19 protein-coding genes are annotated in these 22964 nt (G+C 69.0%); 15 read left to right on the top strand and 4 right to left on the bottom strand.

Annotation, left to right across the window (positions count from 1 at the left end; genetic code table 11):
• Positions 1–42 precede the first annotated feature (42 nt).
• Genes BLS74_RS02190 through BLS74_RS02210 form a run of 5 tightly spaced genes read left to right on the top strand, consistent with a single transcriptional unit; the run spans position 43 to position 6689 of the window.
• Positions 43–2019 (top strand): DNA topoisomerase IV subunit B, encoded by a 1977-nt coding sequence (locus BLS74_RS02190; protein ID WP_093102584.1) that lies wholly within the window; start codon positions 43–45, stop codon positions 2017–2019.
• A 48-nt stretch (positions 2020–2067) separates the two neighbouring features.
• Complete coding sequence (locus BLS74_RS02195; RefSeq protein ID WP_093102586.1) at positions 2068–2946, top strand: lytic transglycosylase domain-containing protein; 879 nt, start codon at positions 2068–2070, stop codon at positions 2944–2946.
• 6 nt (positions 2947–2952) lie between these two features.
• On the top strand, positions 2953–4059 hold the full coding sequence (locus BLS74_RS02200) for a Kelch repeat-containing protein (protein ID WP_093102588.1): 1107 nt from the start codon (positions 2953–2955) through the stop codon (positions 4057–4059).
• A 51-nt stretch (positions 4060–4110) separates the two neighbouring features.
• Positions 4111–6501: a DNA topoisomerase IV subunit A gene (parC, locus tag BLS74_RS02205; protein ID WP_093102589.1), complete on the top strand. Its 2391-nt coding sequence runs from the start codon at positions 4111–4113 to the stop codon at positions 6499–6501.
• 2 nt (positions 6502–6503) lie between these two features.
• A complete protein-coding gene (locus tag BLS74_RS02210) occupies positions 6504–6689 on the top strand; it encodes a hypothetical protein (protein ID WP_093102591.1) in 186 nt (61 codons plus the stop codon).
• A gap of 84 nt (positions 6690–6773) precedes the next feature.
• On the opposite strand, the gene BLS74_RS02215 is transcribed toward BLS74_RS02210, so the two are convergent.
• A complete protein-coding gene (locus BLS74_RS02215; RefSeq protein ID WP_093102593.1) occupies positions 6774–7868 on the bottom strand; it encodes an MBL fold metallo-hydrolase in 1095 nt (364 codons plus the stop codon).
• A 105-nt stretch (positions 7869–7973) separates the two neighbouring features.
• Here BLS74_RS02215 and BLS74_RS02220 point away from each other — a divergent pair, with 105 nt between their 5' ends.
• Positions 7974–11528 (top strand): patatin-like phospholipase family protein, encoded by a 3555-nt coding sequence (locus BLS74_RS02220; RefSeq protein ID WP_093102595.1) that lies wholly within the window; start codon positions 7974–7976, stop codon positions 11526–11528.
• A 56-nt stretch (positions 11529–11584) separates the two neighbouring features.
• Here the strand turns inward: BLS74_RS02220 and BLS74_RS02225 are convergent, their stop codons facing one another.
• On the bottom strand, positions 11585–13288 hold the full coding sequence (locus tag BLS74_RS02225) for a hypothetical protein (protein ID WP_093102597.1): 1704 nt from the start codon (positions 13286–13288) through the stop codon (positions 11585–11587).
• Positions 13289–13422: 134 nt separating this feature from the next.
• Between BLS74_RS02225 and BLS74_RS02230 the strand changes: the two genes are divergently transcribed.
• The 9 genes from BLS74_RS02230 (at position 13423) to BLS74_RS02270 (ending at position 21469) form a co-directional block, all read left to right on the top strand.
• On the top strand, positions 13423–14094 hold the full coding sequence (locus BLS74_RS02230; protein WP_093102689.1) for an amino acid ABC transporter permease: 672 nt from the start codon (positions 13423–13425) through the stop codon (positions 14092–14094).
• Positions 14095–14099: 5 nt separating this feature from the next.
• On the top strand, positions 14100–14753 hold the full coding sequence (locus tag BLS74_RS02235) for an amino acid ABC transporter permease (protein ID WP_093102599.1): 654 nt from the start codon (positions 14100–14102) through the stop codon (positions 14751–14753).
• A 46-nt stretch (positions 14754–14799) separates the two neighbouring features.
• Positions 14800–15597, top strand: a complete 798-nt coding sequence (locus tag BLS74_RS02240) for a transporter substrate-binding domain-containing protein (RefSeq protein WP_093102600.1) — start codon at positions 14800–14802, stop codon at positions 15595–15597.
• A 5-nt stretch (positions 15598–15602) separates the two neighbouring features.
• On the top strand, positions 15603–16382 hold the full coding sequence (locus BLS74_RS02245; protein ID WP_093102602.1) for an amino acid ABC transporter ATP-binding protein: 780 nt from the start codon (positions 15603–15605) through the stop codon (positions 16380–16382).
• A 3-nt stretch (positions 16383–16385) separates the two neighbouring features.
• Positions 16386–17126: a sugar phosphate isomerase/epimerase family protein gene (locus BLS74_RS02250; RefSeq protein WP_093102603.1), complete on the top strand. Its 741-nt coding sequence runs from the start codon at positions 16386–16388 to the stop codon at positions 17124–17126.
• Positions 17123–18073: a sugar kinase gene (locus BLS74_RS02255; RefSeq protein WP_093102605.1), complete on the top strand. Its 951-nt coding sequence runs from the start codon at positions 17123–17125 to the stop codon at positions 18071–18073. Before BLS74_RS02250 ends, BLS74_RS02255 begins: the two co-directional genes overlap by 4 nt.
• On the top strand, positions 18073–19056 hold the full coding sequence (locus BLS74_RS02260; RefSeq protein WP_093102606.1) for a 2-hydroxyacid dehydrogenase: 984 nt from the start codon (positions 18073–18075) through the stop codon (positions 19054–19056). The genes BLS74_RS02255 and BLS74_RS02260 overlap by 1 nt, the downstream gene beginning before the upstream one ends.
• Positions 19057–19070: 14 nt before the next feature.
• Positions 19071–20096 carry a LacI family DNA-binding transcriptional regulator gene (locus tag BLS74_RS02265; RefSeq protein ID WP_093102608.1) on the top strand — a complete coding sequence of 342 codons (1026 nt, stop codon included), beginning with the start codon at positions 19071–19073 and terminating at the stop codon, positions 20094–20096.
• Positions 20097–20239: 143 nt separating this feature from the next.
• Positions 20240–21469 (top strand): MFS transporter, encoded by a 1230-nt coding sequence (locus tag BLS74_RS02270; protein ID WP_093102609.1) that lies wholly within the window; start codon positions 20240–20242, stop codon positions 21467–21469.
• Between the two features lie 26 nt (positions 21470–21495).
• Here the strand turns inward: BLS74_RS02270 and BLS74_RS02275 are convergent, their stop codons facing one another.
• Positions 21496–21954, bottom strand: coding sequence for a RidA family protein (locus BLS74_RS02275; protein ID WP_093102611.1), 459 nt, complete (start codon positions 21952–21954; stop codon positions 21496–21498).
• On the bottom strand, positions 21951–22964 hold the full coding sequence (locus BLS74_RS02280; RefSeq protein WP_093102612.1) for a transglutaminase family protein: 1014 nt from the start codon (positions 22962–22964) through the stop codon (positions 21951–21953). Before BLS74_RS02280 ends, BLS74_RS02275 begins: the two co-directional genes overlap by 4 nt.

Here is a 22964-nt window from a genome sequence, read left to right on the forward strand (position 1 = left end):
CCATACAGGGTTTTCGCCGGGCCACGCATACAATCCGCCCCCATGGCGACCCTAAGCAAGACTCCCCCGGCCTATTCGGAAGGCTCGATCCGCGTTCTCAAGGGCCTCGAGCCCGTCAAGCAGCGACCGGGCATGTACACCCGCACGGACAACCCGCTGCACATCATCCAGGAAGTGCTGGACAACGCCGCCGACGAGGCGCTCGCGGGCTACGGCAAGAAGATCAAGGTCACGCTGCACGCGGACGGCTCGGTCAGCGTCGAGGACGATGGCCGCGGCATCCCCTTCGGCCTGCATCCTGAAGAAAAGGCGCCGGTGGTCGAACTGGTGTTCACCCGGCTGCACGCGGGCGGCAAGTTCGACAAGGGCTCGGGCGGTGCCTACAGCTTCTCGGGCGGCCTGCACGGCGTGGGCGTGTCGGTGACCAATGCGCTGTCGAAGCGGCTCGAGGTCCAGTCCTTTCGCGAAGGCAAGGCAGCGCAGCTCGCGTTCTCCGGCGGCGACGTGATCGAGCCGCTGGTGGTGCGCGCCAACGACGGCGGCGACCGCAAGCAGGGCACCACGGTGCGCGCCTGGCCGGACGCCAAGTACTTCGAATCGCCCCAGCTTCCGATCCATGAGCTGACCCATCTGCTGCGCAGCAAGGCCGTGCTGATGCCGGGCGTCACCGTCACGCTGGTGGTCGAGAAGACCAAGGAAACGCAGCAGTGGCTCTACAAGGGCGGTCTGCGCGACTACCTGATGCAGGAGCTCAACGGCGACCCGGTGATCCCGCTGTTCGAAGGCGCGGGCCATGCCGACAAGAACGCCGACAACTTCGCCGAGGGCGAGGGCGCCGAGTGGTGCGTCGCCTTCACCGAGGAAGGCCAGCCGGTGCGTGAGAGCTACGTCAACCTCATTCCCACCAGCGCCGGCGGCACGCATGAGAGCGGTCTGCGCGACGGCCTGTTCAACGCGGTCAAGAGCTTCATCGAACTGCATTCGCTGCTGCCCAAGGGCGTGAAGCTGCTGCCGGAGGACGTGTTCGCGCGCGCCTCGTACGTGCTCTCGGCCAAAGTGCTCGATCCGCAGTTCCAGGGCCAGATCAAGGAGCGGCTCAATTCGCGCGACGCCGTGCGGCTGGTGTCCAGCTTCGTGCGGCCGGCGCTGGAGCTGTGGCTCAACCAGCACGTCGATTACGGCAGGAAGCTCGCCGAGCTGGCCATCAAGGCCGCGCAGACACGCCAGAAGGCCGGCCAGAAGGTCGAGAAGCGCAAGGGTTCGGGCGTGGCCGTGCTGCCCGGCAAGCTGACCGACTGCGAGAGCAAGGACATCGCCCACAACGAGGTGTTCCTGGTCGAGGGCGATTCGGCCGGCGGCAGCGCCAAGATGGGTCGCGACAAGGAAAGCCAGGCCATCCTGCCGCTGCGCGGCAAGGTGCTCAACACCTGGGAAGTGGAGCGCGACCGCCTCTTCGCCAACACCGAAATCCATGACATCTCGGTCGCGATCGGCATCGATCCGCACGGCCCCGAGGACACGCCCGACATGTCGGGCCTGCGCTACGGCAAGGTCTGCATCCTGAGCGATGCCGACGTCGACGGCTCGCACATCCAGGTGCTGCTCCTGACGCTGTTCTTCCGCCATTTCCCGAAACTGATCGAAACCGGTCACGTGTATGTCGCCAAGCCGCCGCTCTTCCGCGTCGACGCGCCGGCGCGCGGCAAGAAGCCGGCCTCGAAGGTCTACGCGCTCGACGAGGGCGAACTGGTGGCCATCCTCGACAAGCTGCGCAAGGACGGCGTGCGCGAAGGCGCCTGGAGCATCAGCCGCTTCAAGGGCCTGGGCGAAATGAGCGCCGAGCAGCTGTGGGAGACGACCCTCAACCCCGACACGCGGCGACTGCTGCAGGTGCGCCTGGGCCGCTTCGACGTCTCGGGCACGCAGGGCGAGATCACCAAGCTGATGGGCAAGGGCGAGGCCGCGGCGCGACGCGAGTTGATGGAGCTGCGGGCCGACGATGTCGAGGTCGATGTTTGAGCGCGTGACGCAGTAGGCGTTCGCGCCGAAAATGCGTCTCTGACCCCCATGCGCACCCTTGGCCGTTTCCTCCCATTGCTGCTGGCCCTGCTGCTGTCGATGACGCAGCCGCTCGCGCACGCGGCCGACATCTTTGGCTACGTCGACGAGCGGGGCGTCGCGCATTTCGCGCCCGAAAAGCTCGACGAGCGCTACCAGCTGTTCTTCCGCGGCGGCCAGAGCTTCGACACGGCGGACGGCATCGGTCCGCTTTTGCGCGGACGCGCCGGCAAGGTCGACGGCAAGGTGCCGCGCGCCTCGCAGACCCTGCTCGCGCTGTTCGAGGCCTCGCCCAGCTACAAGCCCGCGCAGGGAGCGTTGCGCGAAGCCGCCAGGCGCCATGCGATCGACTACGAACTGCTGCAGGCCCTGATCGCCACCGAGTCGGGCTTCGATGCGCAGGCCGTGTCGCCCAAGGGCGCGCTCGGCCTCATGCAATTGATGCCGGCCACCGCGCAGCGCTACGGCGTGCAGGCCGACAAGCGCGGCTCGCTCGAGAAGAAGCTGTTCGACCCGCGCATCAACATCGCTGCCGGCTCGCGCTACCTGAGCGACCTGATCGAGATGTTCCCCGGCGACATCGAGCTCGCGCTTGCGGCCTACAACGCGGGCGAGGGCGCGGTGCAGCGCGCCGGCAACAAGATACCGAACTACCGCGAGACACAGAACTACGTGAAAACGGTGCTGCAGCTCTACGCCTATCTCAAGCCTTCGGCGGCCGCAGGCCGCGGCGGCAAGGCGCCGGGGCGCGTGCGCATGGAACTTGCGCCGCCGCGCGGCGGTGCGCTGGGCCGCGGCAACATGCCGCCGGATTCGCGGGGCGTGCCCGCGATGCCTTCGCTGCCCGAGCCGCCGCAGGGGCTGCGGCTCGATCCCGCCCTGTCCTGAAGCTCGATGCAGCGCCGAAACTTCGTTCTCGCCACCGCGCTGGCCGCCACGACCGGTGCGGCGCGCGCGCAGCACCATCTGCCCGTGGCCCCGTCCTCGGCCGAACCCTACGCCAGGCTGCAGGGCGGCGTGCCGCACCACATGACGCCGGAGCAAGAGGCACAGCGCGTCACCGACAGCCCGGCGCCGGCCGGCGCGCCGGGCCGCTGGGTGCCGCGCGCGGCCCTGCCGATCCCGCGCAGCGAGATGGCCTGGGCCACGGCCGCGCAAGGCCGCATGCACGTGGTCGGGGGCTACGGCGAAGGCGCGGTCAACCGCGACTACCACCACATCTACGATCCGGCCGCCGACCGCTGGCTCGACGGCGCGCCGCTGCCGCGCGGCGCCAACCACGTCGCGGTGGCGGCCGAGGGCGGGCGCGTCTATGCCCTCGGGGGCTTCGTCGAGCAGAACCGGAGCTCGGACGCCAACGCCTACGTCTATGAGATCGCGGCCAACCGCTGGACCGCCATCGCGCCGCTGCCGCGCCCGCGAGGCGCCGCGGCCGCTGTGGTGCAGGGTGGCGCCATCCACCTGATCGGCGGCGCGTCCGAGCCCGCGGCCGAACGCGCCAGCGTGGGCTGGCACGAGGTCTACGACCCCCAGGCCGACCGCTGGTCCTCGCGCAAACCGCTGCCCGGCGCGCGCGACCATGTGGGCTGCATTGCGCACAACGGCCAGATCCACGTGATCGGCGGGCGCTTCAACACCTTCGAATACAACACCGAACTGCACCACGTCTACCTGCCGGCGCGCGACACCTGGGAGTTGCGCGCGCCGCTGCCCACCGCGCGCTCGGGCCATGGCCTGGTGGTCTATCGCGGCCGCCTCTATGCCATGGGCGGCGAGGGCGGCTTCCTGGCCGGCGGCGTGCCGCGCCTGGCCAGGGTCTTCGGCCAGATGGAAAGCTACGATCCGGTGGCCGACAGCTGGCAGCGCCATGCGCCCATGCCCACGCCGCGCCATGCGGTGGGCGCGGCCGTGATCGGCGACTGGATCTACGTCGCGGGCGGCGGCGCGGTGCTGGGCGGCAGCGTGCAATCGGCGGTGCACGAGGCATTCACACTGGGCTGAGCGCGCTCGCGCGCGACGGCCTGCAACTCTTTTTTCTTCTCTCTTTTCTTCATGGACTCCCAACCCCCGCTCGATCTCCTAGGCCCTGCCGACGAAGGCGACAACGCCCTCACGCTGGCCGACTACGCGCAGACCGCCTACCTCGAATACGCGCTCAGCGTGGTCAAGGGCCGCGCGCTGCCCGACGTCAGCGACGGCCAGAAGCCGGTGCAGCGGCGCATTCTTTATTCGATGTCGCGCATGGGCCTGGGCTTCGGCGGCGCCAACGGCACTGTCGGTGCCAAGCCGGTCAAGAGCGCGCGCGTGGTCGGCGACGTGCTGGGCCGCTTCCATCCGCACAGCGACCAGGCCGCCTACGACGCGCTGGTGCGCATGGCGCAGGATTTCTCGCAGCGCTATCCGCTGGTCGACGGCCAGGGCAACTTCGGCAGCCGCGACGGCGACGGCGCCGCGGCGATGCGCTACACGGAGGCGCGGCTGGCGCGCATCACCAGCCTGCTGCTCGACGAGATCGACGAGGGCACGGTCGATTTCATCCCCAACTACGACGGCTCGACCGAGGAGCCGCGCCTGCTGCCCGCGCGGCTGCCCTTCACGCTGCTCAACGGCGCGAGCGGCATCGCGGTCGGCCTGGCCACCGAGATCCCGAGCCACAACCTGCGCGAGATCGCAGACGCCTGCGTGGCGCTGATCAAGTCGAACGGCAAGCTCAGCGAGGAAGAGCTGTTCGCGCTGGTGCCCGGCCCCGACTATCCGGGCGGCGCGCAGATCATCAGCGGCGCGGCCGACATCGCCGAGGCCTATCGCACCGGCCGCGGCTCGCTCAAGGTGCGCGCGCGCTGGAAGATCGAGGAGCTCGCACGCGGCCAGTGGCAGCTGGTGGTCAACGAGTTGCCGCCGGGCGTGAGTACGCAGAAGGTGCTGGAAGAGATCGAGGAGCTCACCAATCCCAAGATCCGTGCCGGCAAGAAGGCGCTCACGGCCGAGCAGACGCAGCTGAAGGCGGCCGTGCTCTCGGTGCTCGACGTGGTGCGCGACGAGTCGAGCAAGGATGCGGCCGTGCGCCTGGTGTTCGAGCCCAAGACCTCGCGCATCAGCCAGGAGGAGTTCATCACCACGCTGCTGGCGCAGACCTCGCTCGAAAGCTCCTCGCCGATCAATCTCACGATGGTCGGCATCGACGGCAAGCCGACGCAGAAGTCGCTGCGCCAGATGCTCAACGAGTGGATCGCCTTCCGCGAGATCACGGTCGAGAAGCGCTCGCGCCATCGCCTGGGCAAGGTGCAGGACCGCATCCACATCCTCGAAGGCCGGCAGCTGGTGCTGCTCAACATCGACGAGGTGATCGCGATCATCCGTGCGGCCGAGGATCCGAAAGCGGCGCTGATCGCGCGCTTCGATTTGAGCGAGCGGCAGGCCGAGGACATCCTCGAGATCCGCCTGCGCCAATTGGCGCGGCTGGAGGCCATCAAGATCGAGCAGGAGCTCAAGGGCCTGCGCGAGGAGCAGAAGAAGCTCGAGGACATCCTCGCGAGCCCGGCGGCGCTGCGCCGCCTGCTGGTGAAGGAGATCGAGCAGGACGCGAAGAGCTTCGAGGACCCGCGCCGCACGCTGATCCAGGCCGAGAAGCGCGCCGTCGCCGAAGTGCGCGTGGTCGACGAGCCGGTGACGGTGATCGTCTCTCAGAAGGGCTGGGTCCGCACGCAGAAGGGCTGGGCCAGCGAGCGCGCCGCGGGTGCGGCCGCACCCGAGTACAGCTTCAAGTCCGGCGATGCGCTCTACGGCGCCTTCGAGTGCCGTTCGGTCGACACCTTGCTGGTCTTCGGCACCGCCAAGGACAAGACCGTGCGCGTCTACACCGTGCCCGTGGCCTCGCTGCCGGGCGGGCGCGGCGACGGCCAGCCGGTCACGACGCTGATCGATCTCGACAGCGGCACGCACGTGGCGCACTACTTCGCGGGACCGCCCGGGGCGGCGCTGCTGCTCGCCAACACGGGCGGCTACGGCTTCATCGCCTCGGTCGAGAACATGATGTCGCGCCAGCGCGGCGGCAAGGCCTTCGTCGACGTGGGCGAGGGCGAGCAGCTCACCCGGCCCTCGCTGGTCGGCGGCGCGAGCGGTGCCGAGCCGATGCCGCCGGCGACGCACGTGGCCTGCGCCTCGACGGGCGGACGCATCCTGACCTTCGAGATCCTCGAGATGAAGGCGCTGCCCAAGGGCGGCCGCGGGCTCATGCTGATCGACCTCGACGCCAAGGACACGCTCGCCGGCGCCGCGGCCTACACGCGCAGCGTGAAGATCGAAGGTATCGGCCGCGGCGGCAAGGAACGCGAGGAGACGCTGGAGATCCGCACGCTCAACAACGCTCGCGCCAGCCGCGCGCGCAAGGGCAAGGCGGCCGATCTCGGCTTCAAGCCGACGAGCATCGTGCGGGTGCTCTGAGCATGGAATTCGGCGCCCTCGGCATCTTCGTTCTCGTCATCAGCTGCGCCTGCAGCTTCCTGCTCGCGCGCTGGCTCGGCAAGCGCCGGCGCGATGCGCGCCGGGAGCGGGAGCGGCGCGCGGCGGAGGCGGGCCAGAGCCGGCAGGTGCGGCGCGCGAGAGAGCGGGCCAACAACCGTTCGGGCTGAGCTTGTCGATGCCTGGTACCGGCTTCGACCTTCGACCGGCTCAGGACAGGCCGAGCTCAAAGCACGAACGGTTTGGGATGGGGCCTACCTCAGGCTTTCCCACCAGCGCACGTTCGTGCGCGGCCGTCCCACCGTCAGCACCTCGCCGATCTCCGGCGTCGCAAGCTCGATCTTCTTCGCCTGCGAGAGGTCGGCAATGCGGTCCAGCGGGTCGCGCCAGGTGTGGAAGGCCAGGTCGAAGGTGCTGTTGTGCACCACGTAGAGCATCTTGCCGCGCAGGTCCTGGAAGGCCTGCACGCTCTGTTCGGGCGTCATGTGCACCGAAGGCCAGTAGCTGTCGTAGGCGCCGTTTTCCATCAAGGCCAGGTCGAAGCCGCCGAAGCGCTCGCCGATCTGCCTGAAGCCGGGGAAGTAGCCCGAGTCGCCGCTGTAGAAGATGCGCTCGCCGCCGCTCTGGATGACCCAGGAGGCCCACAGCGTCTTGTTGCGGTCGTTCAGCGTGCGGCCCGAGAAATGCTGCGCCGGCGTCGCCGTGAGGCCGACGCCGTCGTGCTCCGCGGCCTGCCACCAGTCGAACTCGGCCACGCGCTCGGCCGGCACGCCCATCTCGATCACGCGAGCGCGCACGCCCAGTGGCACGAAATAGCGCTGCACGCGCTGCGCCAGGTACTCGATGGTCGCCACGTCGAGGTGGTCGTAGTGGTCGTGCGAGAGGATCAGCCCCTCGATCGGCGGCAGCTGCTCGAGCGTGAGCGGCGGCTGGTGGAAGCGCCGGGGCCCGATCCACTGGAAGGGCGAACTGCGCTCGCTGAACACCGGGTCGATCAGCCAGTACTTGCCGCGCAGCTTGAGCAGGTGGGAGGAGTGGCCGAGGCGGATCACATGTGTGCCCTGCGGATCCAGGGCGTCGAGTTGCGCGGTGGTGACGGCGCGCACGGGAATCGGGTCGACCGGCACGGTGCCGTTCTTGGTGCCCGCGATGAAGCGCGACCAGATCTTCCAGGGGCTCGCGGAGGGCAGGGCCTGCGGATTCGGCGGATTCTGAAAGCTGCAGCCATTGAACTGCGGCGATGCCGCATAGGGCGTTTCGCAGGCGCCGGTGGAGGTGCTGGCGCAAGCGGCCATGAGGCCGCAGGCCGCGGCCAGGAGAAGGCTTCTGCAGAGGGTGTCGGCTGTCATCGCCGCGAGCTTAACCAAATGACTTGCATTCCGGCATAGACCATTTGCGGCATTGATACCCCTCGCCAAGCGTGAAATATTCCACGCGGAACGACGAGGAGCCGCATGGACGACACCATCCAAGAGCTGGTGGCAACGCGCCGCAAGGCGCTGGCGGGCGTCGACGACGGCCGCAGGCCCTGGGGCCTGGCCCTGTCGGGCGGCGGCATCCGCAGCGCCACCTTCTGCCTGGGACTGATGAAGGCGCTGGCCGCGCGCCGGCAACTGCTCAAGTTCGACCTGGTCTCGACCGTCTCGGGCGGCGGCTACATCGGCGCCACCCTGGGCCGGCTCTGTACCGAAGCGAAATCGGCCGACGAGGTGCGCGACATCGAGCGCGCGCTCGGCGACGTCGATCGCGCGCGCTTCGGCTGGTGGCTGCGCAGCAACGGCCGCTACCTCATTCCGGGCGGGCTGCGCGACACGCTGTTCGCCAGCGCGCTCTACCTGCGCAACCTGCTGGGCACGCATATCGAGATCGCGATCGCCGCGGGCCTGATCGGCATGGTGCTGGCCGCCATCAACCTGCTGCTGTGGGACACGGTGTTCCGTGCCGTGGACCTCAACAGCCTGCCCTCGGACGCGCAGGCCGGCGTGACCGATCTCGCAAGCGTGCAGTCGGTGCGCCTGCTGGTGCAATGGTCGACGCAGTGGCCCACGCTGTGGTTCACGCTGGTCGGTCCCTTCATCGCATCGGTGGTGCTGGCCTGCGCCTACTGGTCGGTGCGCGACAAGCCGTCCACCTCGTCGGTGCTGCTGCAGGTGGCGATGTGGTGCGCGCTCGGCGCCGGCGCCTGCTGGATCGGGCCGCGGCTGGTGCGGCACTACAGCGGGCCGCTCTGGCTCGCGCCCACCTTCGTGGCCTTCGCGCTGTGCTGGGTGGTCGCGCTGCTGTGGGTGCTGTGGCGCAGCAGCAAGCGCACGCCGGCGCAGCTGCGCAACGAACTGACGGAGGGGCTCGCCGCGGTGATCAACTCGGCATTGCTGATCGTGATGCTGGGCCTGCTCGACCGCAGCGCCTGGTGGCTCGCGGCCGAAACCCAGCGGGAGCGTGCTTCCTACGGCGCGGCGCTGCTGATCGTGGCAGCGGCGCTGCGCGGCGTGCTGCCGATGCTGTTGTCGCAGAAGCGCCAGGCGCCCGGCATCGGCAAGACGCTGATGCTGACGCTCGCCAGCCTGTTCGGCCTGCTGCTGGCCTTCTGCCTCGCGGCCTGGTGGGTCGGCGTGGTCTATTCGGTGGTGCTGCTGCCGGTGTTCACGCCCGAGGGGCTGGACTTCTCGCGCGGCTGGGTCTGGCTCGGCACCATCGCCGTGATCGTCGGCAGCTATGCGCTGGTCACCGGACGCAACTTCGGCTTTCTCAACGTCTCCTCGCTGCACATGTTCTACAAGGCGCGCATCGTGCGCGGCTACCTCGGTGCCGCCAACGCCAAGCGCCTGGGCGCCAGCCCGACGGACGCGGTCTCGGGCCTCGAGCCGCCGCGGGTGCCGGTCGGCGAGGTCGATGCGCGCGACGACATCTCGCAGCTTCGCTATGCGCCGCACCTGCATGGCGGACCGGTGCACCTGGCCAACGTCTGCATCAACCAGACGCACGACCCCAAGCAGCGCCTGTTCAACCGCGACCGCAAGAGCCAGCCGCTCACGATCGGCCCGCTGGGCTGGATGCAGGCCGGCGGCGCCAACTGGGCGCAGGCGCATGGCGACGGCGCGCTCACGCTTGGCGCATGGACGGCGATCTCGGGCGCGGCCTTCGCGCCCGGGCTCGGCCGGCTCACCAAGCGCGGCATCGCGGCGCTGTCGGTGTTCGCGGGCCTCAGGCTCGGCTACTGGTGGAACAGCGCCGAAGCCGGCATCGTGCAGCGCGGCGCCGCCGTGCATGCCAGCCCGCTCCTGATGAAGACGCGCTTCATGCTGCTCGAATGCTTCGGCGCCTTTCCCGGCAGCAGCTCGGCCAACTGGTACCTGAGCGACGGCGGCCATTTCGAGAACACTGGCGCCTACGCGCTGCTGCGGCAGCAGGCCTCGCTGATCGTGATCGCGGATTGCGGCGCCGATCCGGAGTACCGCTTCTGCGACCTCGAGATCCTGATTCGGCGCGCCCGCATCGACCTCAACGCCGAGATCACCTTCATGAAGCCGCGGCCCGGCGCCGACTGGGCGCACCTGGGCGCCTTCGGCTCGCTCAACGATCTTGCCTCGCCCCACAGCCAGGCCTGCCTGGCGCTGGCGCAGGTGCGCTATGCGAGCGGCGCGACGGGGCAGATCGTGCTGGTCAAGCCCAACGTCTCGGCGGCGCTGCCGGTCGACCTGGTGAATTTCAAGGCTGCCAATCCGCTCTTTCCGCAGCAGCCGACCACCGACCAGTTCTTCGACGAGGCCCAATGGGAGAGCTACTTCCGGCTCGGCGCCGAGATCGGCTCGCGCCTCGAAGGCGAGATGCTCGACCAGGTGGCGATGGGCGCGCCCGGGCTCTTCGTGCCCGACGACGGCCAGGCGCAGCCGGCGGCGCGTGCGGCTGACGCCGACAGCGACGACAAGGACGGCGCCGCCGCACCCACGGCCGGCGCGATGAGCCGGCTGCAGGCCCGCGTGATGAAGGCCGGCGCCGTGACCGCATCGGTCGGGCTCGGCACGGCCGCCACCTTCGGCGTCGCGGCCTGGCAGGGCATCGACAGCTGGCGCGTGCAGCGTGCCGAGACGCAGAAGGCCGAGAACAGCGCGTTCAAGGACCTCACCGAACTCTGGGCCCGCCTGCGCGCCGGCGCCGCCACGACCAGCGAAGCGCCGGCGCTGCTGGCCGCCGAGCTGCTGCGCACCGGCGATCTGCTGTGCCGCGACGGCAGCGAGAACTTCATGGCGAAGTTCCGGCTCTCGGTGCGCATCGTCGACGATGCCAAACAGGCCTGCACCAACGAAGCGCCCGAGCAGCGCACGCCGGCCTGCGCGCGTCTGCTCGACCCCGGCAACGGCATCGACTGCCTGCAGCCGACGCAGGCGCCGGCGTGCGCGCCGCGCTACTGGGCGCGCGACTACTCCGGGCAGACGGGTTCCAAGCAGAACTGCAGCGGCACCTTGCCTGAGCCCTGGCCGGTGGTGGTGTGGCTGCGCGATCGGCTCACCGGGCCGCCCGACGTGCAGGTCGCCGCCGCGCCGCCGCCAGTCGTGCAGGGGGCGCAGCCGCCCTACATGCCGCAGCCAGCCCAGAACGGCGAAGCGCCGGCGAACGGCACGCCTCCCGCGCCCGCCGCAGTCGCGCCGCCGCCGGCCGGCGTGTGCAACGACACCGTGGTCTACATCCAGACCTACGGCTCCGCGCTGCGCGACAAGGCCCGCGCGTGGCGCGGACCCTGGCGCGCGCTGGGCGCTTCGGTGCCGCCGATGGAGGACGTGCTCAGCACCTCGCGCCGGGCCGGACGCTCGCCGCCCACTGGCCATCCCGAGCCCAGCGTGATCATCCGCGACGAGACGGCGCGCGCCTGCGCGCAGGCCCTGGTCCAGACCGCCGCCTCGCCGACCGGCCAGCCCTGGGTCATCAAGCTGCTGCCGCGCTCGATCAAGGCGGCGCCCGGCGCGATCGAGGTGTGGCTGCCGCGGAGCAAGGACGCGTCGGCGGGCTGATGAAACCCGTCGTGCAGCGGAACATTCGCTCCGAGCTTAGGGCCCGTTAACAGGCCCTAGTCCGACCCCGGCCGCCAGACCCGCATCAGCACCGCCAGCTTGGTGCGGAAGGTATGGCGCTCGTCCGAGAGCGCATCCAGAAAGTCCGACAGCCGCTTCGACTTGACCATGGTGTAGACCGTGAGGCAGGTGGTCAGCACGCCCACCACGGCAAACCACACCAGCTTGCGCGCCAGCGGCGCCTCGGCCTCGGCCAGCAGGTTCATGCCGAGGAAGCCGGTGGTGATGGTGCCGATCAGGCCGAACAGCGTGACCACCGTGAGCCGCACCACCGTGTTGGCCTGGCGGCGCAGGCTGTCGGCGTCGAGATACGTGTTCATGTCGGCGATGCGCACCTTGACCTCCTCGTAGAGCGGATCGAGCCCGAGGTGCGTGGTGCACAGGTGCGACAGCGCGCGCACCTGCGCCTGTTCCGAGATCTCGTGGAACCAGTAGCGGTGCGTGAAGCGAAGAAAGCCCTCGAAGCTTGTGCGGATCGCGCGCTTGAAACGCTTGACGCTGGCCACGTCGTGTATGTTGAGCATGCGCAGCGCCTCGACCAGGCGATCGGAGAACATCAGCAGCGCGGCCTTCTGGAAATGCGCGATCAGGAACAGCAGGAAGTGCTGGTGCCGGAACTGCGCCAGCACGCCGCGGTCGCGGCAGCAGAAGAATTCGGAGTGCGCGTCGCCGACCACGATGAGCGCGCGGCCGTTGCACATGTAGCGCGTGTTGGGCGCGGCCCCGGCATCGACCCAGAAGCGGTCGTAGCAGTATTTCTGCTCGAAGTCGGCCACGTGCTCTTCGGCATAAGGCAGGGGGCCGGAGCCGCCGACCGCAGGCTCGGCCGCGCCCGTGACCAGGGCCAGGCGGACGAAGTCGTTGCGCGAGAGCCGGCGCGGGTCGTCGAGCGAGAGGTAGGCCATCACCGGCATGCGGTAGTACTCGAGCTGGCGGAAGCGCAGCTCGCCCGGCTGCTCCGAATGGTCGCTCACCAGCGGCTGCATCAGCCAGGCCCAGTGCGCAGCAATGCGCGGCGCGCGGTGCTCGGCCACGTGCGAGAGAAAGGCCTCGCGGTTCTGCACGTCGGAACTCGAAAGCACGCTGCCGTCGCTGCCCAGCCACTCGACGCTATGCATGCAATGCAGCGCAGCGCCCTGGGCATCCCAGCCGCCGGGATAGGCGCGGCCGAAGCGGTAGAGGATTTCCTGCGCCAGCGGCAGGCTCAGGTCGTCGGCGCCGACCTCCATGTTGAGCAGCACCACGTCGACGTCGTAGAAGAAGTACAGGTCGACATGCACCACCTGCAGCACGACGGGCGCATCGCCGGGCCGGGCCACCACGCGCACGGCGGCGATGTCGCGCCGGCGGAAAATGCGCATCGGCGAGTCGCCGCCGTCGGGGCCCCCGGACTGGCGCCGCGCGCGGCCTTCGCCGTAGAGGAAGCGCTGCACGTAGGGCAGGAAGCTCACGAACTCGTTGTAGTGGCGCTCGTGGAAGCGCTCGCTGTCGCCCGTGTACTCGTCGATCTCCTCGCGCCAGGGAGAAGCGTCGCCGAGCTCGTGCAGCACGTCCCAGGGGCTGCGGTGCGCGTGGCGGGGCTGCGTCGTCGGCATCAGCCGCAGGGGCCACAACAGGGCCTGGCGCAGATGGCGCACGGTGGGCGCGGCGCCCGCACTTTCGCCCTGTGTCGCGGTGTCCGGCAGGGTGGTGGTCAGCATCGTGCGAGTGTAGGCAGAAGGCCGACTAGGGGAAATCCCTGATGTGGTGCTGAAACCGGTTTCATACACTTCGTTCCCTCGTATCGAAGTCTTGTCTCCAGAGCGGGATGCACCATCCCGAACTTGCCTCCCCCGTGAACTACCAATTCCAGTTCGACGCTGTCTTTGCCGCGTGGCCGCTGCTCTTGAAAGGCACCTGGATCACCATCCAGCTCTCGCTCGTCGCCACGCTGCTGGGCCTGGTGGTGGCCATCTTCTGCGCCTGGGGCAAGACCTCGGGGCCGGGCTGGCTGCGCTTCATCGTGAACGCGTACATCGAGGTGATCCGCAACACGCCCTTCCTGGTGCAGCTGTTCTTCTTTTTCTTCGCGCTGCCGGCCATCGGGCTGCGCTGGTCGCCCTACACGGCCGCGCTCACCGCGATGGTGGTCAACCTCGGCGCCTATGCGGCCGAGATCGTCCGCGCCGGCATCGAGTCGATTCCCAAGGGCCAGATCGAGGCGGGCAGGGCGCTCAACCTCAAGCCCTGGGAAATCTTCCGCTTCGTCATCATCAAGCCGGCGCTCAAGGCCATCTACCCTGCGCTCACCAGCCAGTTCATTTTGCTGATGCTGAGCTCGGCGGTGGTGTCGGTGATCTCGGCCGACGACCTGACCTCGGTCGCCGCCAACCTGCAGTCGCAGACCTTCCGCAGCTTCGAGATCTACATCGTGGTCGCCGCCATCTACCTGGCGCTGGCGCTCGCGTTCTCGGCGCTGTTCAAGCTGATTTACCGGCGCACCCTCAACTATCCGGATCGGCGCTGACCACCATGCGTACCTTCGGTTATCCAGAGTTCCTGTTCATCCTTGAAGCGGCCAAGTGGACGCTGGCGCTGTCGCTGATCGCCTTCGTAGGCGGCGCCATCCTCGGGCTCGTGATCGCGCTGGCCCGCACCTCGGACAGCAAGACCGCGCGTCTTCTTTCCACCGGCTTCATCCAGATCTTCCAGGGCACGCCGCTGTTGCTGCAGCTCTTCCTGATCTTCTTCGGCGCGCCGGTGCTCGGCTTCGATATCAACCCGTGGATCGCGGCCGGCGTGGCGCTCGTCCTCAACAGCGCGGCCTTCCTCGGCGAGATCTGGCGCGGCTGCATCGAGGCCATTCCGCGCGGCCAGTGGGAGGCAGCACAGGCGCTCAACCTCGGCTACGCGAGCCGCATGCGCGACGTGGTGCTGCCGCAGGCCTTCAAGATCGCGTTGCCGCCGACCGTGGGCTACGTGGTGCAGATCATCAAGGGCACTTCGCTGGCCGCGATCATCGGCTTCACCGAGATCACGCGCGCCGGCCAGATCATCAACAACGCGACCTTCCAGCCGCTCTACGTGTTCACGACAGTGGCGGCGATCTACTTCGTCATCTGCTGGCCGCTGTCGCTGGCGGCCGCGCGCATGGAACGCCGGCGCGCCCGGGCGCTCGCGCGCTGAGCTTGTTTCTCTTTTCGTTTCTGTCCTCAACCCAGGAGACTTCGACATGACCTTCTTCACCACCCGCCGTGCGGCCGTCGCAGCGCTCGGCCTCGGCGCCGCACTGACCGCCTTCGCACCCTTCGCATCGGCCCAGACCATGGCCGACATCAAGAAGAAGGGCGAGATCACGATCGGCATGCTGGTCGACTTCCCGCCCTACGGCACGACCAATGCCAAGAACGAGCCCGACGGCTACGACGCCGACGTCACCAAGCTGCTGGCCAAAGACTGGGGCGTGAAAGCCAACATCGTGCCGGTCACCGGCCCGAACCGCATTCCCTTCCTGCTCACCAACAAGGTCGACCTGCTGGTCGCCTCGCTGGCCGTGACGCCCGAACGTGCCAAGCAGGTGCAGTTCTCGCAGCCCTACGCGGCCGCGACCATCGTGCTCTACGGCAAGACCGGCGCCAACATCAAGAGCGCGGCCGACCTGAAGGGCCAGCGCGTGGGCGTGGCCCGCGCCAGCACGCAGGACGTGGCGGTGACCAAGGCCGCGCCCGAAGGCACCGAGATCCGCCGCTTCGACGACGACGCCTCGGCCATGCAGGCGCTGATGTCGGGCCAGGTCGATGCGATCGGCTGCTCCGTCACGGTGGCGGCGCAGATCGCCAAGCGGGTGCCGCCCAAGACCTTCGAAAACAAGTTCACGCTGGTGCAGCAGGCCATGGCGGTGGCGATGCGCCCGGGCCAGGACGACCTGCTGAAGAACGTGAACGAGTTCGTGCAGAAGAACACGGCCAACGGCGAGCTCAACAAGCTTTACAACAAGTGGCTCCAGACCGATCTGCCGAAATTGAACTAAGCCCCATGACGGACGCAGTCACGACCCACGCCGGCACGGAATCGATCATCCGGCTCGAGGCGGTGAACAAGTGGTACGGCACTTTCCAGGTGCTGACCGACATCGATCTCTCGGTGCGCACCGGCGAACGCATCGTGATCTGCGGGCCCTCGGGTTCGGGCAAGTCGACGTTGATCCGCTGCATCAACCGGCTAGAGACGGTGCAGAAGGGCGAGATCGTGGTCGACGGCATCGAGCTCACCGCCGGCGGCAAGAACGTCGACGCGGTGCGCGCCGAGGTCGGCATGGTGTTCCAGCAGTTCAACCTGTTCCCGCACCTCACGATCCTGCAGAACTGCACGCTGGCGCCGATGCGCTCGCGCGGCATGAGCAAGGAAGAGGCCGAGGAGGTGGCGATGAAGTACCTCACGCGCGTGCGCATTCCCGAGCAGGCGCACAAGTACCCGAGCCAGCTGTCCGGCGGCCAGCAGCAGCGCGTGGCGATCGCGCGTGCGCTGTGCATGTCGCCCAAGATCATGCTGTTCGACGAGCCCACTTCGGCGCTGGATCCCGAGATGGTCAAGGAGGTGCTCGACACCATGATCGGCCTGGCCGAGGACGGCATGACCATGCTGTGCGTCACGCACGAGATGGGCTTTGCGCGCAGCGTGGCCGACCGCGTGATCTTCATGGCCGACGGCAAGATCGTCGAACAGGCGCCGCCGGGCGAGTTCTTCGGCAGCCCGAAGCACGAGAAGACGCGCCAATTCCTCGGCCAAATTCTCAGCTCGCATCAAGCACACTGAGCGATGCCTCAAGTACTGATCTCTCTGTCGTCCTTCGGCGCGGCCGAGGTGGGGCGGCACGGCCAGCTGTGGTGTGCGCAACTGGCCATGGCGGCCGGCGCCGACAGCGTCGAGGTGCGCGGCGAATTGCTGCGCGATCCTGCGGCCGAACTGCCTGCGCTCGCGGGCCTTGCTTCGGTCTACTCCAGTCCCGAAGGTCTCTGGGCCGAGGGTGGCTTGCTCGACAGCGCTGCACTCGCGCGCGGCCTCGCCGCCGCGACCATGCTGGGCGCGCGCCGGCTCAAGATGGCCATCGGCGACTTTCGCGCGTCCTCGCACGGCGCGCTGGCCGGCCTGCGCTCGCGGCTTGCCGAGACGCCGATCGAACTCGTGATCGAGAACGACCAGACCGTGTCGGCCGGCACGCTGCCCGCGCTGCAAAGCTTCTTCGATGCGGCCGACCATGCCGGGCTCGATCTCGGCATGACCTTCGACATGGGCAACTGGCACTGGATCGGCGAATGCCCGCTGCAGGCGGCCCAGGCGCTGGCCCCGCGCGTGCGCTACGTGCATTGCAAGGGGGTTCAGCGCCTGCCGGCCAAATGGGTCGCGGTGCCGCTGGCCGAATCCGCCGCGCCCTGGCGCGCCGTGCTGCGCGCCTTGCCGGCCGAGGTGCCGCACGCAATCGAATACCCTCTGATCGGCGACGATTTGCTCGCCATCACGCGCGACCAGATTGCGCATATCCGAGCATTGCGAACATGACAAACCCTGCCTTCGACGTCGCGCTCTTCGGCGAGGCCATGCTCTTGCTGGTGGCCGACCAGCCTGGCCCGATCGAGAACGCCACCGCCTTCCACAAGCGCACGGCCGGTGCCGAAACCAATGTCGCGATCGGCCTCGCGCGTTTGGGCCTCAAGGTCGGCTGGGCCAGCCGGCTCGGCACCGATTCGATGGGCCGCACGCTGCTCGCCACCATGCAGGGCGAAGGCATCGATTGCTCGCACGTGATCAGCGACCCGACGCAGCGCACCGGCTTCCAGTTCAAGGGCCGCGTGACCGACGGCAGCGACCCGCCGGTGGAATACCACCGCAAGGGTTCGGCCGCGAGCCACATGGGCCCGGCCGATGTTGACGAGGCCTGGCTGCGCTCCGCGCGGCACCTGCATGCGACCGGCGTGTTCGCGGCCATCTCCGACACCAGCCTGCAGGCCGCGATCAAGAGCATGGAGGTGATGCGCGCGGCCGGCCGCACGATCTCCTTCGATCCCAACCTGCGGCCCACGCTGTGGGCGTCGACCGAGGTGATGCGGCGTTCGATCAACGACCTCGCGGCCCGCGCCGACTGGGTGCTGCCCGGCGTTGAAGAGGGCCTGCTGCTCACCGGCGAGACGACGCCCGAGGGCGTGGCGCATTTCTATCGCGGGCTCGGCGCGAAGCTGGTGGTGGTCAAGCTCGGCGCCGAGGGCGCCTACTATGACGGCGATGTGGCCGGCACCGGGCGTATCGACGGTTTCCCGGTGGCGCAGGTGATCGATACCGTGGGCGCCGGCGACGGCTTCGCGGTCGGCGTGGTCAGCGCGCTGCTGGAAGGCAGGACGGTGCCCGAGGCGGTGCGCCGCGCTGCCTGGATCGGCGCCCGCGCCGTGCAGGTGCTGGGCGATACCGAAGGCCTGCCGACGCGGGCGCAATTGAACGAAGCGAGGCTGTGATGCGCAAGAAGGTGTTGGTCTTTCGCGAACTGCCTGACGACCAGCTCGCCCGCCTGCAGGCGGTGCACGAGGTCATGGTCGCCAATCCGCGCATCGCGGCCGAGCGCGAGGCCTTCGAGGCCGCGCTGCCGCTGGCCCAGGGGCTGATCGGTTCGAGCTATCCGGTGGACGATGCGCTGCTCGAACGCGCGCCCAAGCTCGAAGTGATCTCCAGCGTTTCGGTCGGCGTCGACAACTACGCGCTGGCTGCCCTGCATGCGCGCGGCATCATGCTGTGCCACACGCCCGGCGTGCTCGACGAGACGGTGGCCGACACCGTGTTCGCGCTGCTGATGGCAACCAGCCGCCGCGTGGTCGAGCTCTCCAACCTCGTGCGCGAGGGCCGCTGGACCGGGAACATCGGCGAGGATCTGTTCGGCTTCGACGTGCACGGCAAGACGCTGGGCCTGCTGGGCTTCGGCCGCATCGGGCAGGCCATCGCGCGCCGTGCCGCTTTGGGCTTCGGCATGCCGGTGCTCTACCACGCGAGGCGCCCGGTCGATCTGGCTGCTCAGTCGCCGGAGCTGCTGGGGCGCGCGATGCACACGCCGCTCGACGATCTGCTGGCGCGCGCCGACTTCGTGGTCGCGATGCTGCCGCTGTCGGACAGCACGCGCGGCATGATCGACGAGCGCGTGTTCGCTCTCATGAAGCCGGGCGCCATCTTCATCAACGGCGGCCGCGGCGCCACCGTGCAGGAACACGCGCTGCTCGCCGCGCTCGACCAGGGCAGCTTGCGCGCCGCCGGCCTCGACGTGTTCGCGACCGAGCCGCTGCCCGTGGATTCGCCGCTCGCCACCCATCCGCGCGTGACGCCGCTGCCGCACATCGGCTCCGCCACGCACGAGACGCGGCATGCGATGGCCGAACTGGCCACCACCTACCTGCTGCAAGCGCTCGCGGGCGAGCGGCCGGCGGCGGTCTACGACACGGCCTTCGCTTGAACGCGCGACCGCCCATGCAGCGCCCGGCCAAAGCAACGATTGCAGACGTCGCCAAGGCGGCGGGCGTCTCCAAGGCCACCGTCTCGCGCTTTCTCAACCACCGCGAGCGCCTGCTGAGCCCCGACATCGCGGCACGCGTCGAGGCCGCGGTGGCCCAGCTGGCTTACACGCCGAGCCCGATGGCGCAGGCCCTGAGCCACGGCCGCTCGCGCCTGATCGGCCTGATCGTGGCTGACATCACCAACCCCTATTCGGTCGCGGTGCTGCGCGGCGCCGAGAAGGTCTGCCAGGACGCCGGCTACCTGGTCATGCTGTTCAACCTCGGCAACGACATCGACCGCGAGCGCGAGGCCATCGATGCGCTCGCGGGCTACCAGGTGGACGGCTTCATCCTCAACACGCTGGGCCGCGGCGCAGGGCTGATCGATGCCGACGCGCTGCATGGCAAGCCCGCGGTGCTGGTGGATCGCCGCCATGCCGGCATGCACACCGACTTCGTGTCGCTGGACAACCCCGCCGCAATGCAGGCCGCCTGCGGCCACCTCGTCGAGGGCGGGTACCGCGAGCTGCTCTACATCACCGAGCCGCTGAAGGGCGTGAGCTCGCGGCGCGAGCGCACCGCCGCTTTTGGCGACTGCATCGCGGCCCACGAGCCGCGCGTCGCGGGCCAGGTGTTCGAGAGCACCGGCGACGACGGCGATGCGCTCGATGCCGCGCTGCGCGCCCTGCACAAGCGAGCCAAGCGCGGGCGGCGTGCGGCGGTGCTGGCCGGCAATGCGGTCGTGACCTTGCGTGTGGCCTCGGCCATGGCGCGCCTGGGCTGGCGCTTCGGCGAGGAACTCGGCTTCGTGGGCTTCGACGATCCAGAATGGGCGCCCTTGATCGGACCGGGCCTCAGCGCCATCGCGCAACCCACCGACGCCATCGGCCGCGCCGCGGCGACCTGCCTGATCGAACGCCTGCGCGGCCTCGAAGGGCCACCGCGGCAGCTGCTGCTGCCTGGCGAGCTGGTTGTGCGAGGTTCGTCGGGTTCGGCCTGACGTTTTCGATTGTTGGCAAAGGGGAAACGGAGAACTTCCCCTGGGGGCCTTTGACGCCGTCGATGCGGCTTCAAACTCGCCACCTCGCACTGCAACAAGCCTCGACGCACCGCGCCGCGGCTCCTTCCAAGGCTTCCCCATCCATGAATGCACCCTGCACCTCATGCGCCGATGCGCTGCCCTCCGTCTCTGAAACCACCGAAACCCCCCGTTCCGCCTGGCTCGCGGTCGGCTCCATCGCCGTCGGCACCTTCTCGATGGTCACGACGGAATTCCTGCCGATCGGCTTGCTGACGGACATCGCCGCCGGCATGAACGTCACCGACGGCACGGCCGGCCTTATGGTCACGATGCCGGGCGTGCTGGCCGCCTTCGCCGGGCCGGCGCTGATCGTCGCCTCGGGCCGTCTCGACCGGCGGACCGTGATGATTGCGCTCTCCGCGCTGCTGGTGGCATCCAACCTGCTGGCCGCCTTCGCGCCGAACTTCGCGACCATGCTGGTCGCGCGTTTCCTGCTCGGCCTTTGCATCGGCGGCTTCTGGACCTTTGCGCCGGGCGCCGCCACGCAGTTGGTGCCGGATGTTTCGAAGGCGCGCGCCATGTCGCTCGTGCTGGCAGGCGTTTCGGCGGCCACCGTGTTCGGCGTGCCGGCCGGCGCCTTCATCAGCAACTTCGCTGGCTGGCGTGCGGCCTTCGCGGTGACGGGGCTGCTCGCGGCGGTCGTGCTGGCAGCGCAGATCTGGCTGCTGCCGGCGATGCCGCCGGCGCGCGCCATTCGCCCGCGCGACCTGCTGACGCCGCTCACGCGCCGCATGGCGCAGGTCGGATTGCTGGCGGTGCTGTTCCTGATCGCCGGGCATTTCGCGGCCTACACTTACCTCACGCCGCTGCTGCAGCAGACCTTCGGGCTGGCGCCGGGCGCGGTGACGGCGCTGCTGCTGGTCTATGGCGCGACCGGCTTCATCGGCACCTTCGTCGGCGGCAGCCTGGTGGCGCGCAGCGTGCGCGGCACCACGCTGCTGGCGACGGTGCTGCTCGCCGCGGCGCTGCTGCTGTCGACGGTGGCCGGCAGCGGGATCGTGGCCGGCGCAGCCGTGGTGGTCGTCTGGGGTGTGGCCTTCGGTCTGATCCCGGTCTCGCTGACTGCCTGGATGATGGAAGCCGTGCCCGACGCGCAGGAGGCCGGGCAGGCGCTGCTGGTGAGCGGATTCCAGGTCGCCATCGCGTCGGGCGCGCTGATCGGTGGCGTGACGGTCGACGGCTACGGCATCTCGAGCACCATGCTCCTGAGCGCCGCGCTGGTGGTGGTGGCCACGGCCGTGGTCGCCATGCTGGGCCGCGGGCCGCGGCCGGAGGTACGGTCAGCGGCTTGACGGCGAGGGCGCCGCCTCCCGCGGCGTCACTCGACTTCCGCGATCAACTCGATTTCGACGCAGGCACCCATCGGGATCTGCGCCACGCCGAAGGCGCTGCGCGCATGCGCGCCTTTCTCGGGGCCGAAGACCTCGGCGAAGAATTCGCTGGCGCCATTGGTCACCAGGTGCTGCTCGGTGAAAGTGCCGACCGAGTTGACCAGGCTCATCACCTTGACGATGCGCTTGACCTTGTTCAGGTCGCCGATGGCGGCCTGCAGCGTGCCGAGCAGGTCGATCGCGATCGCGCGCGCAGCATGCTTGCCTTCTTCGGTGCCGAGCGTCGCGCCGAGTTGGCCGACCCAGGGCTTGCCGTCCTTCTTGGCGATATGGCCGGAGAGGAACACCAGCTTGCCGGTCTGCACATAGGGCACATAGGCGGCGGCGGGGGCCGAGACCGGTGGCAGCGTGATGCCGAGGCTGGAAAGTTTGTCGTAAACACTCATGAAGGATCCTCGTCTTGTTGGGATTGCGATTGCGATTGCGATTGCGATTGCGATTGCGATTGTGATTGCGTCTGTGTCTGCGCTTGCGACAGCGCCGCTTGCTGCGCCTCGGCCCGCAGCTCTTCGAGCGGCTGCACCGTGACGCCGACGTCGAGCGTGTGGCGCGCGCCGCCGTGCAGCACGCCGCGCATCGGCGAAACGTCGGAATAGTCGCGGCCGATGGCCAGCGCCACGTAGTCCTCGCCGGGTTGGCGGCCGTTGGTCGGATCGAATTCGGCCCAGTCGCCGGGTCCGTCGGCGCCGGGCAGGTAGACCGAGACCCAGGCATGCGAGGCGTCGGCGCCGACCAGCCGCGGGCGGCCGGGCGGCGGCTGCGTCAACAGGTAGCCGCTCACGTAGCGCGCTGGCAGGCCCAGCGTGCGGAAGCAGGCGATCATGATGTGGGCGAAGTCCTGGCACACGCCATGGCGCTGCGCCAGCGCCTCGATCGCCGGCGTGCTGATCTCGGTGCTCTCGGTGTCGTAGACGAAGTCGCGGTACATGCGCAGCGTGAGGTCCATGGCCGCGTCGAACACCGGACGGCCGTGCGCGAAGCTGGGCCGCGCGTAGGCGGCGAAGTCGTCGTGCCGCGGCACGTAGCGCGAAGCGAAGACGAATTCGGAGGCCGGATCGAAGGGCAGATCCTTGGCGTAGCGGAAGCGCTCGCGCACCTCTTCCCAGGGCAGCTCGAGCGAGGCCGCCGGCGACAGCACCGGCGGGCCGGTCTCGACCACGCTCTCGGCCGTGACCACCAGTTCCTCGTGCGTCGAATCGAGCGCGAAGAAAGCGCGCGTGTTGCCGTAGACGTCGGGCGACTCGCCGCGCTGCGCGGGCTCGGGGCTGATCGCCAGCGCATGGCTCACCAGTCGCTGCGAGCCGGTGGCCAACGGCTTCAGGTGCGCGAGATGCTGCGCGGTCTCGACCGGCGGCGTGTACGCATAACGCGTTTCGTGGGTGACGTGGAGCAACAT

The organism is Variovorax sp. CF079 (genome assembly GCF_900101545.1).
Lineage (GTDB): Bacteria > Pseudomonadota > Gammaproteobacteria > Burkholderiales > Burkholderiaceae_C > Variovorax.

What these genes read in the sequence shown, in the direction of transcription:
- BLS74_RS02190 (WP_093102584.1), top strand. Translation starts at nt 43, where the DNA reads ATGGCGACCCTAAGCAAGACTCCCCCGGCCTATTCGGAAGGCTCGATC.
- BLS74_RS02195 (WP_093102586.1), top strand. Translation starts at nt 2,068, where the DNA reads ATGCGCACCCTTGGCCGTTTCCTCCCATTGCTGCTGGCCCTGCTGCTG.
- BLS74_RS02200 (WP_093102588.1), top strand. Translation starts at nt 2,953, where the DNA reads ATGCAGCGCCGAAACTTCGTTCTCGCCACCGCGCTGGCCGCCACGACC.
- parC (WP_093102589.1), top strand. Translation starts at nt 4,111, where the DNA reads ATGGACTCCCAACCCCCGCTCGATCTCCTAGGCCCTGCCGACGAAGGC.
- BLS74_RS02210 (WP_093102591.1), top strand. Translation starts at nt 6,504, where the DNA reads ATGGAATTCGGCGCCCTCGGCATCTTCGTTCTCGTCATCAGCTGCGCC.
- BLS74_RS02215 (WP_093102593.1), bottom strand. Translation starts at nt 7,868, where the DNA reads ATGACAGCCGACACCCTCTGCAGAAGCCTTCTCCTGGCCGCGGCCTGC.
- BLS74_RS02220 (WP_093102595.1), top strand. Translation starts at nt 7,974, where the DNA reads ATGGACGACACCATCCAAGAGCTGGTGGCAACGCGCCGCAAGGCGCTG.
- BLS74_RS02225 (WP_093102597.1), bottom strand. Translation starts at nt 13,288, where the DNA reads ATGCTGACCACCACCCTGCCGGACACCGCGACACAGGGCGAAAGTGCG.
- BLS74_RS02235 (WP_093102599.1), top strand. Translation starts at nt 14,100, where the DNA reads ATGCGTACCTTCGGTTATCCAGAGTTCCTGTTCATCCTTGAAGCGGCC.
- BLS74_RS02240 (WP_093102600.1), top strand. Translation starts at nt 14,800, where the DNA reads ATGACCTTCTTCACCACCCGCCGTGCGGCCGTCGCAGCGCTCGGCCTC.
- BLS74_RS02245 (WP_093102602.1), top strand. Translation starts at nt 15,603, where the DNA reads ATGACGGACGCAGTCACGACCCACGCCGGCACGGAATCGATCATCCGG.
- BLS74_RS02250 (WP_093102603.1), top strand. Translation starts at nt 16,386, where the DNA reads ATGCCTCAAGTACTGATCTCTCTGTCGTCCTTCGGCGCGGCCGAGGTG.
- BLS74_RS02255 (WP_093102605.1), top strand. Translation starts at nt 17,123, where the DNA reads ATGACAAACCCTGCCTTCGACGTCGCGCTCTTCGGCGAGGCCATGCTC.
- BLS74_RS02260 (WP_093102606.1), top strand. Translation starts at nt 18,073, where the DNA reads ATGCGCAAGAAGGTGTTGGTCTTTCGCGAACTGCCTGACGACCAGCTC.
- BLS74_RS02265 (WP_093102608.1), top strand. Translation starts at nt 19,071, where the DNA reads ATGCAGCGCCCGGCCAAAGCAACGATTGCAGACGTCGCCAAGGCGGCG.
- BLS74_RS02270 (WP_093102609.1), top strand. Translation starts at nt 20,240, where the DNA reads ATGAATGCACCCTGCACCTCATGCGCCGATGCGCTGCCCTCCGTCTCT.
- BLS74_RS02275 (WP_093102611.1), bottom strand. Translation starts at nt 21,954, where the DNA reads ATGAGTGTTTACGACAAACTTTCCAGCCTCGGCATCACGCTGCCACCG.
- BLS74_RS02280 (WP_093102612.1), bottom strand. Translation starts at nt 22,964, where the DNA reads ATGTTGCTCCACGTCACCCACGAAACGCGTTATGCGTACACGCCGCCG.